Origin of the sequence: Actinophytocola sp. (genome assembly GCF_036402745.1) — a bacterium.
GTDB lineage: Bacteria > Actinomycetota > Actinomycetes > Mycobacteriales > Pseudonocardiaceae > Actinophytocola.
The window spans coordinates 20,044-34,817 of the sequence record NZ_DASWSJ010000043.1 but is presented as its reverse complement, the minus strand read 5'-3'; the positions used below and the strand labels follow the sequence as shown (position 1 = coordinate 34,817).

Sequence of the window (14,774 nt, the reverse complement as noted above, 5' to 3'; positions counted from 1 at the left end):
CGACCGGAAGGAGTCCGCGGTGTTCAACCCGCTGCCACCCGCCCGGCTGGTCGGCATCCTGAGCACGGTGCTGCGGGACTCGGCCACGTGGGACCGCCCGCTCGAGCCCTTCCAGGCCGGGCAGCTCAAGTCGGCCAGCAGCATCGGCCGGTTCGCCGCCGCCGAGATCGCGCACGCGGGCCCGGTGCTCGACCGGTTCCGCGCGGCCGTCCCCGGCGCCCCGCCCGACGCCGACCTCGCCACGCTCGGCGAGTTCCTGTGCGAGCGGCTCGCCGTGGCCGACGACACGCTGCGCGCCACGCTCCACACCCTGCTGCGTGACCTGACCAACGCCGAGCTCGAGATCCTGCTCGGCGCGACCAAGGGAGGCACCCCGTGACCCAGCTCGCCGAGGACCGGGTACACCCGCCGGGCGCGGACCGCCGCTGGCGGGAGAGCTACTACTTCTCCTTCTTCGACTCGCGCCACCGCATCGGCGGCTTCTCCTCCATCGGCAAGCGCGCGGCCAGCGGGCACTCCGGCTCGATCAACGTGCTGTGGGGCCCGGACCGGCCGTCGCTCGTGGCGTCGGAGTTCGACAAGTTCGACACGCTCGACGACAACCACGACGTCGCCGGCCTCACCTACAAGGCACACGAGCCGTTCGGCGTGTGGGAGGTCGCGTTCGACGGCCTGCTCAACGTGGGCGGTGACGGCGTGGAGTGCGACCGCGCGGCGCTCGGGCCGGCCGGCGCGAACACCGTGCCGGTGCGCTACGAGCTGACGTTCACCCCGACCGGCCCGCCGTACGTGTACCGGCAGCGTCCGGAGTGGAGCGAGCTGTTCACCGGGCACGTGGACGAGGTCGCCACCGTGCGCGGCACGCTCACCATCGGCGACGAGACCTACGAGATCGACGGCCGGGGCGGCAAGGATCACTCGTGGGGCGTGCGCAACTGGTTCGCCCCCGTCGCCTGGCGCTGGTTCGACCTGGTCTCCGACGACGGCCCGCAGCTGACCCTGTGGCGCGCGGCGTTCCAGCCCGGCGAGTGGACCTCCGACGGCGCCGTGTTCGCCGCCGGGCCGGCCCCGCTCGACGGCTACGTCGAGACGGTGTCCACAGTGGAGGTTCCGGGCCGGCCCAAGCCGCTGCCGAGGACCCTGCGGGCGGAGCTCACCGCGGGCGGCGTGACGCGCGGCCTCACCGGCGAGGTACGCCGGGTGCTGCCGGTGCTGTTCACCAAGCCGGGCCAGGTGTCGTGGAACGACCGGGCGCTGGTCGAGTGCACGTTCGACGACGGTTCGACCGGATGGGCCAACGTGGAGTTCGCCGAGCTGGTCCGGGAGCCATGACCGACGCCCGTGTCCGCGCGGCGCTCGACGTCCTCGGCGAAGGCGAGGACGACGGCGACGGCTGGCAGCTCACCCAGCTGGCCGGCGGCTGGTCCCGGCACACCTACCGGCTGTCCTCGGCCGACCGGTCCTACGTGGTCCGGGTCAAGCCGCCGGGCTCGCTGCTGGACACCGACCTGGTGACCGAGTACCGGACGTACGTGGAGCTGCGCAACGCGAAGGTGCCGGTGCCCGCCGCGTACGGCGTGGACGCCAGCGAGGACAACAGTTTCGGCGGGCCGTTCTTCGTGATGGACTGGGTGCGCGGCGAGGCACCGGTGGTGTGGCGCGGCCGGGACCGGGCGGCGCTGGAGGCCAACTGGCGCGACAGCCGCGGCCTCGGCACCGACCTGGTGGAGACGCTCGCCGCCATCCACGGCGCGCCCGCGGCGGCGTTCGACTTCCTCGGCCCGCCGCGGCCGTTCGCCGACGTCGTCGGGCACTGGCGGGAGACCTACGAGCGGCAGCGGCTGCTGCGCGACCCGGTGGTCGAGGAGGCGTTCGCCTGGGTGCTGTCCCGCGAGCCGGACCCGGCCGAGCCCGGCCTGGTGCACGGCGACTACCGGATCGGCAACACGATGGTGCACGACGAGCGCATCGCCGCGGTGGTGGACTGGGAGCTGTCCTATGTGGGCGATCGCCGGTTCGACCTCGGGTACGCGGCGCTGGACTACCACGCCGGCAAGTTCGTCGCCCCCGGCTCGCCGCTGCTGTGCGCGGTGGCCGACCGCGAGTGGTTCCTCGCCGAGTACGAGCGGCTGACCGGGACCACCGTGGACCGCGAGGTGGTGCGCACGTACTCCGCGCTCGGCGCGCTCGTGCTGATCGCGATCCTGCTGACCGGCATCCGCATGTACGCCGACGGCGCGACCACGGACGTGCGGATGGCGTGGAACCGCTACGCCGTGCCCGGTCTGCGCCAGGACCTCGTGCGCCTCATGGGCTGGTGATCTTCTCCAACAAGGCCCGCGCCGCGGGCAGCACCAGCGCGCGCACGACCGCGGGGTCGGCGTCGGCCAGCGGATGGGTGGCCGCGACCCCGCGCATCAGGCTGATGCCGAACAGCCACGCGAGGATCAGGTCCGCCCGCAGGTCGGCGTCCGGCTGGTCGGTCAGCGTGGCGAGCGCGCCCGCGTAGTCCGCGTTGAGCCGCCGGCGGATCTCCGCCGCCTCGTCGTCGGTGCCCAGAGTGCGCAGCAGCGCCGTCAGCACCTGGTCGCGCCGGGCCGCCGACGACGGGTCGAGCAGGTTGTCCAGCATGTCCTCGAACAGCCGGGCCGGTGGTGTCCCGTCGAGGTGCCTGCCGCGGGTCGCCTCGGCGAACAACGCCTCCTTGGAGCCGAAGTACCGGAACAGCAGCGCCTGGTTGACCCCGGCGCGGGTGGCGATGTCGCGCACGGTCGTCCGGTCGTAGCCACGCTCGGCGAACAGCTCGACCGCCGCGTCCCGCAGCGCCTCGCGCGTCGCGGTCGCGTCGCGACGCCGTGCTCGTTCACCCACGCAGACCTCCGAAGCGGACAGACTAGTCCGCCTCCCCGGGATTCAAAGTGTGCGTTGCGTCCCAGCGAATGGTGCGGGTATCGAGGTGGATGGTGGCTGGGTGCCGTCACTAGTCCGCCTCCCCGGGATTAAAAGTGTGCGTTGCGTCCCGGCGGATGGTGCGGGTATCGAAGTGGACGGTGGCTGGGTGCCGTCACGGTCCCCTGAGGTTCCGGTAGTCGGCACAGGACAGGCCTTCACCCGCTTCGGACGTAACCTTCTTGACACGCTGTGTAGCCGCTCCTAGCGTTGTAAGCAGCTGCTTACAACCAGCGGGGAGATGCCATGACTGCCACGTACCCGGCCCCGGTCGGCTATCCGTTCAACGAAGCGGACAGCCTCGGCCTGCACGACGACTACCGCACCGCGCAGCGGGAGCCCGGCATGATCCGCGTCCAGCTGCCGCACGGCGAGCCGGCCTGGCTCGCCACCCGGTACGCCGACGCGCGCCTGGTGCTCGGCGACAAGCGGTTCAGCCGCGCCGAGTCGCTCGCGCACGACGCGCCACGCATGCGGGCCGGTCAGGCCGACTCCGGCATCCTCACGATGGACCCGCCCGAGCACACCCGGCTGCGCACCCTGGTGGCCAAGGCGTTCACCGTGCGCCGGGTCGAGGAGGTGCGGCCGCGGGCCCGCGAGCTGGCCGAGGGCCTGGTCGACGACCTGGTCGCCGCCGGGCCGCCGGCCGACCTGGTCGACGCCTTCGCGCTGCCGCTGCCGGTCGCGGTGATCTGCGAGCTGCTGGGCGTGCCGGTCGAGGACCGGGGCCGGTTCCGGGTGTGGAGCGACGACGCGCTGTCCACCAGCCGGCTCACCGCCGAGGAGTTCGCCGCGAGCCGGGAGGAGATGCGGGCCTACATGTCCGGGCTCATCGCCCGGCACCGCGCCGAGCCGGCCGACGACCTGATGACCGCGCTGATCGAGGCCCGCGACGCCCACGACCGGCTCAGCGAGCGGGAGCTGGTCGACCTGTGCGTGGGCATCCTGGTGGCCGGCCACGAGACGACCGCGAGCCAGATCCCCAACTTCGTGCTCACCCTGCTCGACCATCCCGACCAGCTGGCCCGGCTGCGCGCGGACGCGGCGCTGCTGGCGGGCGCGGTCGAGGAGCTGATGCGGTTCGTGCCGCTGGGTGCCGGGGCCGGCTTCCCGCGCTACGCCACCGAGGACATGCGGGTCGGCGACGTGCTGGTGCGGGCGGGCGAGCCGGTGATCGTGGCCATCGGCGCGGCCAACCGGGACGCGCTGCGCTTCGACGACGCCGACGAGCTGCGCGTGGACCGGCCGGCCACCCCCCACCTCGGCTTCGGACACGGCGTGCACCACTGCCTCGGCGCCGCACTGGCCCGGATGGAGCTGCAGGAGGCGCTGCGCGTGCTGCTCACCCGGCTGCCCGGCCTGCACCTGGCCGGCGACGTCGAGTGGAAGTCGGAGATGCTGGTGCGCGGCGCGGTCACGATGCCGGTCGGGTGGTGAGCCCCGTGACCTGGCACGTCGAGGTCGACGAGCGCACCTGCATCGGGTCGGGCATGTGCGCCGCGCTCGCGCCCGAGCTGTTCACCCTGGACGACGACCACGCGAGCCCGGTCGCGCCCGACATCGAGCCGGACGAGGTGGCGCTGGACGCCGCCGACTCGTGCCCGGCCCTCGCGATCACGGTCACGGACGGTGCCAAGGCGGTAGCGCCGCGCTCCTGAGAAGTCCCTGTGAACCCGGTCGTATCGGGCACATAGCCGTTTCCGGCCGCGTTGACCCGGGTAGCACGACTTCACCTGGAGGTGACCCTGATGACGGCAGCGTTTGCGACACCCCCGTCGACCACCAGCCTGCCGACCTTGCCCGATGGCTGGCCGATCGGCTCCTACGACACGTACAAGGAAGCCCAGCGGGCTGTCGACCACCTGGCCGACAGTGATTTTCCCGTGCACGACGTCACGATCGTCGGTGTCGAGCCGATGGTCGTCGAGCGCGTCGCGGCCCGGCTCACCTGGAGCCGCGTGCTCGGCGCGGGTGCCGCGTCCGGCGCCTGGCTCGGGCTGTTCGTCGGCTTGCTGTTGAGCCTGTTCACCCCCGGCGCGGGCCTGTTCCCCATCCTCATCGGCCTGGGCTCCGGTGTCGTGTTCGGCCTGGCCTCGGCCGCCGTGCGGTACGGCGCCACCCGCGGGCAGCGGGACTTCGTCTCGCACAGCCAGCTCGTGGCCCGGCGCTACGACGTGCTGTGCAAGCCGCGCAACGCCGAGCAGGGCCGCGACATGCTGGCCTCGCTCTCGATGCGGCCCGGCATGGTCGCCTGACCGAGAATGTGCCCTGGCCTCGTCTTCACGTGACTTGATCACGTGCGGGCGAGGCCACGGACGTCGGTTTCAGAGCGGCCGGGCGAGCACCGAGACCAGCTCGTCGAGAGCGTCGAACCGGTGCCCACTGACAACGGCATCACAGTAAGGCCAGGCAGCGGCCATCCCGCCGGCAAGAGGCCGGTATCCCGGCCGGGCGGTCCGCGGATTGGCCCAGACGACCCGATGAGCAACGGCCGAGATCCGGGCCATCTGCCGGGCGAGTGAGGCCGGATCCCCTGTCTCCCAACCATCAGAGACGATGAGCACGACGGCCCCCCGAACAACCGACCGGTCGAGCGAGGCGAGCGCCGAGGCGATCCGGGTCCCACCGGACCAGTCGGGCGCGACCCGCCCGGCCCGGGCGAGCGCGACCCCCGGCCGCGAGCGCCGCAGGTGCCGGGTGAGGCGGGTGAGGCGCGTGGCGAAGGTGAACACCTCGGCGTCGGCGGCGCCGGCCGCGCAGTAGAGCAGCTGGATCATCGCGCGGGCGTAGGGGGCCATCGAGCCGGAGATGTCGCAGAGGACGACCAGCCGGCGCGGCCGTTCCTTGCGGGCGGCGCGGACCAGGCGCAGCGGGTGCCCGCCGGTGCGGCGGGCGAGGGCGAGCGTGCGGCGCAGGTCGGTGCGGCGGCCGTGCGGGGCCACGCGGAGGCGGCGGCTGCGGCGGCGCGGGATGCGCAGCGAGATGCGCCGCATCACCACGGCGAGCGAGGCCAGCTCGGCGGCGGTCAGGTCGGCGAAGTCCCTGCTGGCGAGCCGTTCCGCCGCACTGGCCGCCGCCGCGACCTCGACCGCACCGCCCGCCCCGGCACTCCGCCCACTGGCGGTGGGCCACCCACCACCGGGCCCCGGCGAGTTCGCGGGTCCGCCATGAACCCCGGCATCCTGCCCGCGCCGGTCGGCGGGATCGACGATGCCCCCGAAGACCCGGTCGAGCACGCTGTCCAGTGTGGACACCTGGTCGGGGTCGCTGACGAGAGTGGCCAGCGCACACCGGCGAAGCTCGGGGAGCGTCCGCGGCTCGAGCAGGGTGATCGCCGTGGCGAACCGCTGCGCCCGGTCGGCGCCGACCGGCAACCCGGCGCGGGTGAGCTCGGCGGCGAACCGCGCGACGAGGTCCGGCAGCTCGGCGATCATCGGCCGCCGGCCCCCGGATTCCAGCGTACCGACCGGCACCGACAGTTCCGGGCGTGTGCGCGGGCGGCTGTGGACAACCGGGCCCGCGCGGATCGGGGGCGTGGGCTCCGCCCCCCGGTTTCCAGCCTACGTGCGGGCACCGACAGTTCCGGGCCAGCGCGCGGGCGGCTGTGGACAACCCGGTCAGGCATCGGCGTCCACCAGGGTCGCCAGGCCCATGGCGCGGACCGTCTCCGCGTCCTCCGGGTACTTCAGTACCGCGCCCAGCGTCGCCTCGACCGCCGTCTCGTCCATTGTGGACACATCCAGGACGTGCAAGGCGGTGGCCCAGCTGATCGCCTCCGCCACGCCGGGGGGCTTCATCAGGTCCACCGCGCGCAGCCGGTCCACCGCCACCGCCACGCGGGAGGCCAGCCAGCCGGCCGACGCCGGGACGCGGCGGCGGATGATCTCGGCCACCCGGTCCGCCGGGGGATGTGCGATCCAGTGGTAGAGGCAGCGCCGTTTCAACGCGTCGTGCAGGTCGCGGGTGCGGTTGGACGTCAGCACCACCACCGGCGGGACCACCGCGCGCCGCGTGCCCAGCTCGGGGATCGTCACCGCGTGGTCGGCCAGCAGCTCCAGCAGGAACGCCTCGAACTCGTCGTCGGCGCGGTCGACCTCGTCGATCAGCAGCACGGCGGGGCGCGGGCCGGGGTGGGTCACGGCGGCCAGGACGGGGCGGGCCAACAGATAGGCATCCGTGAAGAGGTCGTTGTCGCCCAAGGGCTCGCCTCGGGACTCGGCCAGCCGGATGGCCAGCAGCTGGCGCGGGTAGTTCCACTCGTACAGCGCCTCGGCCGAGGACAGGCCCTCGTAGCACTGCAGCCGAATCAGCACCGTGTCCAATGTGGACGCCAAGGCGCGGGCCGCCTCCGTCTTGCCCACGCCGGGCTCGCCCTCGAGGAGGATCGGCTGGCCCATGCGCACCGCGAGCAGCAGCGCCGTGGTCAGCGCGTCGTCGGCCAGGTACCCGGCGGACGCCAGCCCCGACCGCAGCGTCGGCACGTCGAAGGAGGTCATGCGTGGTAGCGCTCCGGGTCGTCGGCGTAGGCCGACCGGCAGCCGGCGCCGCAGAAGTACACCGTCAGCCCGTTGTCCACCAGCGACAGCGCCGTCTCGCTGACCGCCACCGTCATGCCGCACACCGGGTCCACCGCCTCGGCCGCGAGCACCACCGGCTCGACCGGCGCCGGCGTCCGGACCCGCGAGGCGATCAGCTCCGCGTACACCGACAGCGCGACCTCCGGCGGCGTCCGCGCGCCGATGTCCAGCCCCGCCGGCGTGTGCACCCGGGCGCGGTCCTCCGGCGACACGTCCAGCGACTCGAGCACCGCCCGCCCGCGCCGCCTGCTCGCCACCAGCCCGACATACGGCACCCTGGCGCGCAATGCCGCCACCAGCGCCGGCTCCTCGTCCCGCCCGTGCGACGCGACGACCAGCGCCCCCAGGTCGTCGGGCAGCGGGTCCGACGGCGACGGCCGGCGCACGTCGTGCCCCAGCGCGCGGCCGATCTCCAGCAGCGCCCGCGCGACCGGCGCCTCGCCGTGCACGTGGACCAGCATCGGCGGCAGCATCGCCTCGAGGAAGATGTCCAGCGACCCACCGGACAGGCACGGGTTCCCGACCGTCACGAGCCCCTCGGTCACCGTCTCCGACACGGCCGACGGCGTGATCCGCAGCAGCGTCGACTCACCGCTCGCCAGCAGCCGCAACCCCTGCAGCCGCACGGTGGACTCGGCACACGAGCCGCCGACGAAGCCCTCCATCGACCCGTCCGGCAGCACCAGCGCCCGGTCGCCCGGCTTGGCACTCGTCGGCCGCTCCGCCCGCACGACCGTGGCCAGCACGAACGGCGTCCGCCCGGACCGCAGGTCGTCCACCCTGGTCAGCACACCGGACATGACCAATCCTCCTACTCGATCGCCAGGTCGTTGCGCAACGGCCGGCCCTGGATGGCACACCACACCGCGGCCGGCGTCAGCGGCATGTCGGCGTGCCGCACGCCGAACGGCGCCAGCGCGTCCATCACCGCGTTCACCACCGCGGCCGGCGAGCCGACCGTCGCGCACTCCCCGATTCCCTTGGCGCCCAGGGGATGGTGCGGCGACGGCGTGACCGTCTCGCCCAGCTCCCACGACGGGCAGTCCACCGCGGTCGGCAACAGATAGTCCATGAAGGACCCGCCGAGGCAGTTGCCGTCCGTGTCGAACGCCATCAGCTCCATCAACGCCATCCCGACCCCGTCGGCGAGGCCGCCGTGCACCTGACCCTCCACAATGGACGGATTGATCCGCACCCCGCAGTCGTCGACCGCGACGAACCGGCGCACGACGACCTTGCCGGTGCCCGGATCCACGTCCACCACGCAGATGTACGCGCCGAACGGGAACGTCAGGTTCGGCGGGTTGTACACACAGGACGCGTCCAGGTGCCCCTCGATCCCGTCGGGCAGGTCCAGGTCGGAGTGCGCGGCCATCGCGATCTCCCGCATGGACGCGCCCGCGGTCGGGTCGCCGCGCACCGACCACCGCCCGGGCGACCACTCCAGGTCGTCCACGCTCACCTCGAGCATCGCCGAGGCCACGAGCTTGGCCCGCTCCCGCACCTTCCGCGCCGCCACCGACGCGGCCGCGCCGGACACCGGGGTGGACCGCGAGCCGTAGGTGCCCAGGCCGAACGGGGTCAGGTCGGTGTCGCCGTGCACCACGTCCACGTCGTCCGGGCTGATGCCGAGCTCGTGCGCGACGATCTGCGCGAACGTCGTCTCGTGCCCCTGCCCCTGCGTCTGCACCGAGATCCGCAGCACCGCCTTGCCGGTCGGGTGCACCCGCAGCTCCGCGCCGTCGGCCATGCCGAGGCCGACGATGTCCATGTCCTTGCGCGGCCCGGCGCCGACCGCCTCGGTGAAGAAGCTCAGCCCCACGCCCATGTACTCGCCGCGCTCGCGCCGCCGCGCCTGCTCCGCGCGCAGCTCGTCGTAGCCCGCCAGCTCCATCGCCAGCCGCAGCGCCTTCGGGTAGTCGCCCGAGTCGTACTCCCAGCCGGTGGCACACGCGTACGGGAACTGCTCGGGCCGCAGCAGGTTCGCCAGGCGCAGCGCGGCCGGGTCCATCGACAGCTCGCGGGCCAGCAGGTCGACCAGCCGCTCCACCAGGAACGACGCCTCGGCGATGCGGAACGAGCACGCGTAGGCCACCCCGCCGGGTGCCTTGTTGGTGTAGACACCGGTGACCGCGCAGTGCGCGGCCCGCAGGTCGTAGGAGCCGGTGACGATGTGGAAGAAGCCGGCCGGGTACTTCGACGGCTGCGCGGTGCCGTTGAACGCGCCGTGGTCGGCCAGCACCCGCACTCGCAGGCCGAGGATCCGTCCGTCCGAAGTGGACGCGATCTCGCCGTGCATGTGGTAGTCGCGGGCGAACGCGGTGGTCATCAGGTTCTCCGAGCGGTCCTCCGACCACTTCACCGGCACCCCGGTGACCATCGAGCCCACCACGGCACACACGTAGGCCGGGTAGATCGCGACCTTGTTGCCGAACCCGCCGCCGATGTCCGGCGAGATGATCCGGATGCGGTGCTCGGGGATGCCGGACACGGTCGCGAGCACCGTCCGGTGCGCGTGCGGCGCCTGGGTGGTCGACCACACGGTGAGCTTGCCGGTCACCGGGTCGAGGTCGGCGATGACCCCGCAGGTCTCCAGCGGCGCCGGGTGCACCCTCGGGTACAGCACGTCCTGCGCCACCACCACGTCCGCGGCGGCGAACACGGCGTCGGTGGCGCCGCGGTCGCCGGCCTCCCAGTCGAAGATGTGGTTGTCCCGCTTGCCGTCGAGGTCGTCGCGGATCACCGGGGCGTCGGCGTCCAGCGCGGTCCGCGCGTCGACGACCGGGTCCAGCGGCTCGTACTCGACGTCGATCAGCGCGAGCGCGTCGCGGGCGGAGTAGCGGTCCTCGGCGACGACGAACGCCACCTCCTGGCCCTGGAACCGGACCTTGTCGGTGGCGAGCACCGCCTGCCGGTCGGCCGACAGCGTCGGCATCCACGCGAGCCCGCGCTCGGCCAGGTCGGCGCCGGTGAGCACGGCCCGGACCTTCGGGTGCGCCTCGGCCGCGGACGTGTCGATCGAGACGATCCGCGCGTGCGCGAGCGGGCTGCGCAGCACCGCGGAGTGCAGCATGCCGCGCAGCCGCACGTCGTCCACATAGGTCCCCCGGCCGCGGACGAACCGGGCGTCCTCCTTGCGTAGCATCCGGCCGAAGCCCATCGGGGTGGTGGTCATGACACGGCCTCGTGCTCGGCCGCCCACCGGACCGAGCGGACGATGTTCTCGTAGCCGGTGCACCGGCACAGCTGCCCGGACAGCGCCTCCCGGATGTCCTCTTCGGACGGGTCGGGCTCCTGGTCGAGCAGCCAGCGCGCGGTCATCATCATCCCCGGCGTGCAGAACCCGCACTGCAGCCCGTGGCACTCGATGAACCCGCGCTGCACCGGGTCGAGCTCCGGGCCGCGGGACAGGCCCTCGACCGTGCGCACCTCGCGCCCGTCGGCCATCACCGCGAGCACCGTGCAGGACTTCACCGGCACGCCGTCCAGGTGCACCACGCACACTCCGCAGTTGGAGGTGTCGCAGCCCCAGTGGGTACCGGTGAGCTCCAGGTCGTCGCGCAGGAAGTGGACGAGCAGCAGCCGGGGCTCGACGTCGCGGACGTGCTCGGTGCCGTTGACGGTGACCACGATCTGCATCAGGCCACCCGCCCGACCGCGTGGCGCAGGGCCCGGGTGACGAGTTCGCCGGCCAGGTGGCGCTTGTAGTCGACGGGCCCCCGCTGGTCGGCGGCGGGCCGGCAGTGCGCCGCGGCGATCCGGCCGGCCTCGACGAGCCGCTCCTCGGCCGGCGGCCCGCCCCGGAGGAAGTCCTCGGCCTCCTCGGCGACGAACCGCGGGGCGCCGAGTGCGGTGAGCCCGAGGCCGACCTCGGCCACCGCGCCGCCCTCGACCGAGACGACCGCGCCGGCCGCGGCCACCGCCCAGTCCCCCGCCCGCCGGTCGACCTTCAGGTACGCGCTGGCCGACGGCCGCAGCGGCACCCGGATCTCGCCGAGCAGCTCCCCGTCCGCGAGCACCGTCTGGTACGGCCCGACGAAGAAGTCGCGGACGGCGACCGTGCGCGTGCCGTCCATGCCGTGCACGACCAGCGTGGCGCGCAGTGCCGCGAAGACCGCGGACAGGTCCTCGGACGGGTCGGCCTGGCACAGCGACCCGCCGACCGTGCCGCGGTTGCGCACGATCGGGTCGGCGATGACCCGCTCGGCGTCGTGCAGGATCGGGAACAGCCGGCCGGCCTCGGCGTGGCGGAGCAGGTCCGCGTGCCGGGCCAGCGCGCCGATCACCAGGTCGCCGTCCTCGGCCCGGATGCCCGCGAGCTCGCCGACGTCGTTGATGTCGATCAGAGCCTCGGGGTGGGCGAGCCGCAGCTTCATCATGGGCAGCAGGCTGTGCCCGCCGGCGACGACCGCGGCCTCCGGGCCGTACTCGTGCAGCAGCGCCAGCGCGTGCTCGACGCTGGTCGCCTTCCGGTACTGGAACGAGGCGGGTACCTGCATTGGCCCTCCTGTACGGCATGGTCGGCGGCCTTCGATGGCCGAGCAATCCGGGGATAAGTATTCACTTATCGGTGAGCTGGGACACAATGTCGCCATGACGCTCACGCAGTTGAGCACGTTCGTGCTGGTCGCGAAGCTGGGCTCGGTCAAGGCCGCGGCCACCGCACTCGGCGTGAGCGAGCCGGCGGTATCCCAGGCCCTCGCGGCGCTGCGCCAGCAACTCGGCGACCAGCTCGTCGTGCGGTCCGGCACGTCGATGCGGCTCACCACGGCCGGCACCCGGCTCCTGCCGATCGCCTCGCAGATGGTGGCGCTCGGCGCGGACGCCGAGGCCGCGGTCCGCGCCGGCAAGGGCGCGCCCGGCCAGCTGCGCGTGGTCGCGTCCGGCACGGTGATGGAGTTCGTCGCCACCCCGCTGGTCGACAGCTTCGCCGACCGCTCCGGCCGCAAGATCGACACCACGGTCGGCATGGCGGCCACCGACGAGATGCCGGTGCTGCTCGCCAACCGGTTCGCCGACGTGGCGCTGGGCCCCAACCTGGGCCGGACGGTCGGCGACACCGCGGACAGCGAGCGCGGCAACGAGCTGGTGTCCGAGCCGGTGTTCCGCACCCACCTCGTCGTGGTCGCCGGCGCCAAGCCGTTACCCGGCGGCCCGGCGCACTGGTCGTGGCTCGTCGACTCGACGGCCACCGACCCGGCGAGCGACGCCGGCCGGCTGCTGCGCCGGCTGCACGTCGCCGAGTCGCGGATCCGGGTCTTCCCCAGCCTCTCCAGCGCGTGGGCCGCGGCCGCCGACGGCGCCGGGGTCGCCGTCGCTCCCGCGCACCTGGTCACCGCCCGGCTGCGGCGCGGCGAGCTGCGCGTGGTCAACACCGCGGCCACCCCGGCCGACGCCACCTGGTACCTCACCACGCTCACCCCGGAGCGCCGGTCGATCGCGGCCGAGACGTTCCGGCACTACCTGTCCTCGGCGGCCGCGCTGCGCGTGATGCGCGAGCCGGGCGCGGGTGTGCCGCCCTCGAAGTTCCGGCCGCCGGTCTACGTGACGCTGTGGAGCTGAGCACCACCCAGGGCGATTAAGCATTCGGTTACCCGTTGCTTGCGGCCAGGTGACCAGCGTCACGACGATTCGCTGCATGGAGCCTCGCAACGACGCTGGCAACCCTCGCATGTACGAGCTCGTCGAGCACGCACCCAAGACCGGGAAGAGCCCGACCATCTGGGCGTTCCCGGCCGTCATCGGCTGGTTGAAGGTCGCGGGTCAGCCCGTCCAGGGACCGTGGCCGCCGCACCAGGAACCCCGCCCGGACCCGACCGACGAGTCGCTGCCGGTCGCCGTACCCGAGCCCGAACCGCCCACCACCTGAGGAGGATCCGATGTATCCCGCTCGGTTCCGGTACGAGGCACCGCGTTCGCTCGACGAGGCGCTGGACCTGCTGCGGACCTACGGCGACGGGGCCAAGGTGCTGGCCGGGGGCCAGAGCCTGATCCCGATGGTCAAGCTGCGCTTCGCCTCTCCCGAGATGCTCGTCGACATCAACAACATCCCCTCGCTCGACTACCACCGCGAGGAGACCGGCGGCACGCTCGCCGTCGGTGCCCTGTGCCGCCACGTCGACCTGGAGCATTCCGTGTTGCTCGGCGAACGGCGGCCGCTGATGGTCAGCGCCGCGCCGCTGATCGCCGACCCGATCGTGCGCAACCGCGGCACGCTCGTCGGTTCGCTCTGCCACGCGGACCCGCAGGGTGACTGGGCGTCGGTGATGCTCGCGCTGGACGGCGAGATCGTCGCGGTCAGCGCCGCCGGCCGCCGGGTGATCCCGATGTCGGACTTCGTGACCGGGCCGTTCCAGACGGCGCTGCTGCCGGGTGAGCTGGCGATCGAGGCGCGGGTGCCGGCGCCGAAGGGCACCCCGGCCGGCCGCTACCTCAAGCTGGAGCGCCGGGTCGGCGACTTCGCCACGGTCGGCGTCGCGGTCGCCGTCGAGACCTCCGGCGGGAAGGTCACCCGGGCCGGCATCGCGCTGACCGGCGTGGGGCCCAACAACATCAAGGTCGTCGAGGCCGAGCAGGTGCTCGTCGGCAACGCGCTCGACGCGGCGACCGTCGAGGAGGCCGCGCGGCTCGCCGCCGAGGCCGCCAAGCCCAGGACCGACCACCGCGGCAGCGCCGCCTACAAGCGGCACGTGGTGCGGACGTTCGTGGTGCGTGCACTCGAGTCCAGCGTTCTCGTTGCGGCGTAAGGAGATCCCATGGAGAAGCGAAGGGTCACGGTCACCGTCAACGGCGAGGAGCGGGTGGTCGAGGTCGAGCCGCGGGTGCTGCTCGCGCACCTGCTCCGCGAGGGCCTCGGGCTCACCGGCACGCACATCGGCTGCGACACGACGAACTGCGGTGCGTGCACCGTGCTCGTCGACGGCCGGGCGACGAAGTCCTGCACGATGCTCGCCGTCCAGACCGACGGGCACGAGGTGCGCACGGTCGAGGGCATGGCCCAGGCCAGCGAGCTGCACCCGATCCAGGAGGGCTTCAAGGAGGAGCACGGGCTCCAGTGCGGCTACTGCACGCCCGGGATGATGATGAGCGCGATGGCCTTGCTGGAGCGCAATCCCGACCCCACCGAGGAGGACATCCGGTGGGCGCTGTCCGGGAACCTGTGTCGCTGCACCGGATACCAGAACATCGTCAAGGCGGTCCTGTGGGCCGCCGCCAAGATGCAGCCGGCAGCGAGCTGAGGGAGGCACA

General features: G+C 73.1%; 17 protein-coding genes. 10 read left to right on the top strand and 7 right to left on the bottom strand.

The genetic code is table 11. The features are described from left to right. The first annotated feature begins 19 nt into the window (after positions 1–19). The 3 genes from VGD70_RS04555 to VGD70_RS04545 are packed head-to-tail and all read left to right on the top strand — an operon-like array spanning position 20 to position 2,321. Complete coding sequence (locus VGD70_RS04555) at positions 20–379, top strand: hypothetical protein (protein WP_331078410.1); 360 nt, start codon at positions 20–22, stop codon at positions 377–379. Next, positions 376–1,332, top strand: coding sequence for a DUF7065 domain-containing protein (locus VGD70_RS04550; RefSeq protein WP_331078408.1), 957 nt, complete (start codon positions 376–378; stop codon positions 1,330–1,332). The genes VGD70_RS04555 and VGD70_RS04550 overlap by 4 nt, the downstream gene beginning before the upstream one ends. Beyond that, positions 1,329–2,321 carry a phosphotransferase family protein gene (locus VGD70_RS04545; RefSeq protein WP_331078407.1) on the top strand — a complete coding sequence of 331 codons (993 nt, stop codon included), beginning with the start codon at positions 1,329–1,331 and terminating at the stop codon, positions 2,319–2,321. The genes VGD70_RS04550 and VGD70_RS04545 overlap by 4 nt, the downstream gene beginning before the upstream one ends. On the opposite strand, the gene VGD70_RS04540 is transcribed toward VGD70_RS04545, so the two are convergent. Next, positions 2,308–2,871 carry a TetR/AcrR family transcriptional regulator gene (locus VGD70_RS04540; protein ID WP_331078405.1) on the bottom strand — a complete coding sequence of 188 codons (564 nt, stop codon included), beginning with the start codon at positions 2,869–2,871 and terminating at the stop codon, positions 2,308–2,310. The genes VGD70_RS04545 and VGD70_RS04540 overlap by 14 nt on opposite strands. Positions 2,872–3,195: 324 nt before the next feature. On the opposite strand from VGD70_RS04540, the gene VGD70_RS04535 reads away from it, so the two are divergent. The 3 genes from VGD70_RS04535 (at position 3,196) to VGD70_RS04525 (ending at position 5,204) form a co-directional block, all read left to right on the top strand. After that, positions 3,196–4,386, top strand: a complete 1,191-nt coding sequence (locus tag VGD70_RS04535; protein ID WP_331078403.1) for a cytochrome P450 — start codon at positions 3,196–3,198, stop codon at positions 4,384–4,386. A 5-nt stretch (positions 4,387–4,391) separates the two neighbouring features. Next, positions 4,392–4,607, top strand: coding sequence for a ferredoxin (locus VGD70_RS04530; RefSeq protein ID WP_331078401.1), 216 nt, complete (start codon positions 4,392–4,394; stop codon positions 4,605–4,607). Between the two features lie 90 nt (positions 4,608–4,697). After that, positions 4,698–5,204, top strand: a complete 507-nt coding sequence (locus VGD70_RS04525) for a general stress protein (protein ID WP_331078399.1) — start codon at positions 4,698–4,700, stop codon at positions 5,202–5,204. A 69-nt stretch (positions 5,205–5,273) separates the two neighbouring features. Here the strand turns inward: VGD70_RS04525 and VGD70_RS04520 are convergent, their stop codons facing one another. The 6 genes from VGD70_RS04520 to VGD70_RS04495 form a co-directional block, all read right to left on the bottom strand. Continuing rightward, complete coding sequence (locus VGD70_RS04520; protein WP_331078397.1) at positions 5,274–6,422, bottom strand: vWA domain-containing protein; 1,149 nt, start codon at positions 6,420–6,422, stop codon at positions 5,274–5,276. A 144-nt stretch (positions 6,423–6,566) separates the two neighbouring features. Further along, positions 6,567–7,445, bottom strand: a complete 879-nt coding sequence (locus VGD70_RS04515) for a MoxR family ATPase (protein WP_331078395.1) — start codon at positions 7,443–7,445, stop codon at positions 6,567–6,569. Then, positions 7,442–8,326, bottom strand: coding sequence for an XdhC family protein (locus VGD70_RS04510; RefSeq protein ID WP_331078393.1), 885 nt, complete (start codon positions 8,324–8,326; stop codon positions 7,442–7,444). The genes VGD70_RS04515 and VGD70_RS04510 overlap by 4 nt, the downstream gene beginning before the upstream one ends. A gap of 11 nt (positions 8,327–8,337) precedes the next feature. Next, positions 8,338–10,701 carry an aerobic carbon-monoxide dehydrogenase large subunit gene (locus tag VGD70_RS04505; RefSeq protein ID WP_331078391.1) on the bottom strand — a complete coding sequence of 788 codons (2,364 nt, stop codon included), beginning with the start codon at positions 10,699–10,701 and terminating at the stop codon, positions 8,338–8,340. Further along, the gene (locus VGD70_RS04500; RefSeq protein ID WP_331078389.1) at positions 10,698–11,165 is read right to left on the bottom strand and encodes a (2Fe-2S)-binding protein; all 468 of its coding nucleotides are present in this window, start codon (positions 11,163–11,165) and stop codon (positions 10,698–10,700) included. Before VGD70_RS04500 ends, VGD70_RS04505 begins: the two co-directional genes overlap by 4 nt. Continuing rightward, a complete protein-coding gene (locus VGD70_RS04495) occupies positions 11,165–12,025 on the bottom strand; it encodes a xanthine dehydrogenase family protein subunit M (protein ID WP_331078387.1) in 861 nt (286 codons plus the stop codon). The genes VGD70_RS04500 and VGD70_RS04495 overlap by 1 nt, the downstream gene beginning before the upstream one ends. A gap of 94 nt (positions 12,026–12,119) precedes the next feature. Between VGD70_RS04495 and VGD70_RS04490 the strand changes: the two genes are divergently transcribed. The 4 genes from VGD70_RS04490 to VGD70_RS04475 all read left to right on the top strand — a co-directional run bounded on the left by VGD70_RS04490 (position 12,120) and on the right by VGD70_RS04475 (position 14,764). Then, positions 12,120–13,088 (top strand): LysR family transcriptional regulator, encoded by a 969-nt coding sequence (locus VGD70_RS04490; RefSeq protein ID WP_331078385.1) that lies wholly within the window; start codon positions 12,120–12,122, stop codon positions 13,086–13,088. A 76-nt stretch (positions 13,089–13,164) separates the two neighbouring features. Further along, positions 13,165–13,395 carry a hypothetical protein gene (locus VGD70_RS04485; protein ID WP_331078383.1) on the top strand — a complete coding sequence of 77 codons (231 nt, stop codon included), beginning with the start codon at positions 13,165–13,167 and terminating at the stop codon, positions 13,393–13,395. A 10-nt stretch (positions 13,396–13,405) separates the two neighbouring features. Next, positions 13,406–14,272, top strand: coding sequence for a xanthine dehydrogenase family protein subunit M (locus tag VGD70_RS04480; protein WP_331078382.1), 867 nt, complete (start codon positions 13,406–13,408; stop codon positions 14,270–14,272). 9 nt (positions 14,273–14,281) lie between these two features. Next, positions 14,282–14,764 (top strand): (2Fe-2S)-binding protein, encoded by a 483-nt coding sequence (locus tag VGD70_RS04475; protein ID WP_331078380.1) that lies wholly within the window; start codon positions 14,282–14,284, stop codon positions 14,762–14,764. The last annotated feature ends 10 nt before the right edge of the window (positions 14,765–14,774 follow it).

What these genes read in the sequence shown, in the direction of transcription:
- VGD70_RS04545 (WP_331078407.1), top strand. Translation starts at nt 1,329, where the DNA reads ATGACCGACGCCCGTGTCCGCGCGGCGCTCGACGTCCTCGGCGAAGGC.
- VGD70_RS04535 (WP_331078403.1), top strand. Translation starts at nt 3,196, where the DNA reads ATGACTGCCACGTACCCGGCCCCGGTCGGCTATCCGTTCAACGAAGCG.
- VGD70_RS04525 (WP_331078399.1), top strand. Translation starts at nt 4,698, where the DNA reads ATGACGGCAGCGTTTGCGACACCCCCGTCGACCACCAGCCTGCCGACC.
- VGD70_RS04515 (WP_331078395.1), bottom strand. Translation starts at nt 7,445, where the DNA reads ATGACCTCCTTCGACGTGCCGACGCTGCGGTCGGGGCTGGCGTCCGCC.
- VGD70_RS04510 (WP_331078393.1), bottom strand. Translation starts at nt 8,326, where the DNA reads ATGTCCGGTGTGCTGACCAGGGTGGACGACCTGCGGTCCGGGCGGACG.
- VGD70_RS04505 (WP_331078391.1), bottom strand. Translation starts at nt 10,701, where the DNA reads ATGACCACCACCCCGATGGGCTTCGGCCGGATGCTACGCAAGGAGGAC.
- VGD70_RS04500 (WP_331078389.1), bottom strand. Translation starts at nt 11,165, where the DNA reads ATGCAGATCGTGGTCACCGTCAACGGCACCGAGCACGTCCGCGACGTC.
- VGD70_RS04495 (WP_331078387.1), bottom strand. Translation starts at nt 12,025, where the DNA reads ATGCAGGTACCCGCCTCGTTCCAGTACCGGAAGGCGACCAGCGTCGAG.
- VGD70_RS04490 (WP_331078385.1), top strand. Translation starts at nt 12,120, where the DNA reads ATGACGCTCACGCAGTTGAGCACGTTCGTGCTGGTCGCGAAGCTGGGC.
- VGD70_RS04485 (WP_331078383.1), top strand. Translation starts at nt 13,165, where the DNA reads ATGGAGCCTCGCAACGACGCTGGCAACCCTCGCATGTACGAGCTCGTC.
- VGD70_RS04480 (WP_331078382.1), top strand. Translation starts at nt 13,406, where the DNA reads ATGTATCCCGCTCGGTTCCGGTACGAGGCACCGCGTTCGCTCGACGAG.
- VGD70_RS04475 (WP_331078380.1), top strand. Translation starts at nt 14,282, where the DNA reads ATGGAGAAGCGAAGGGTCACGGTCACCGTCAACGGCGAGGAGCGGGTG.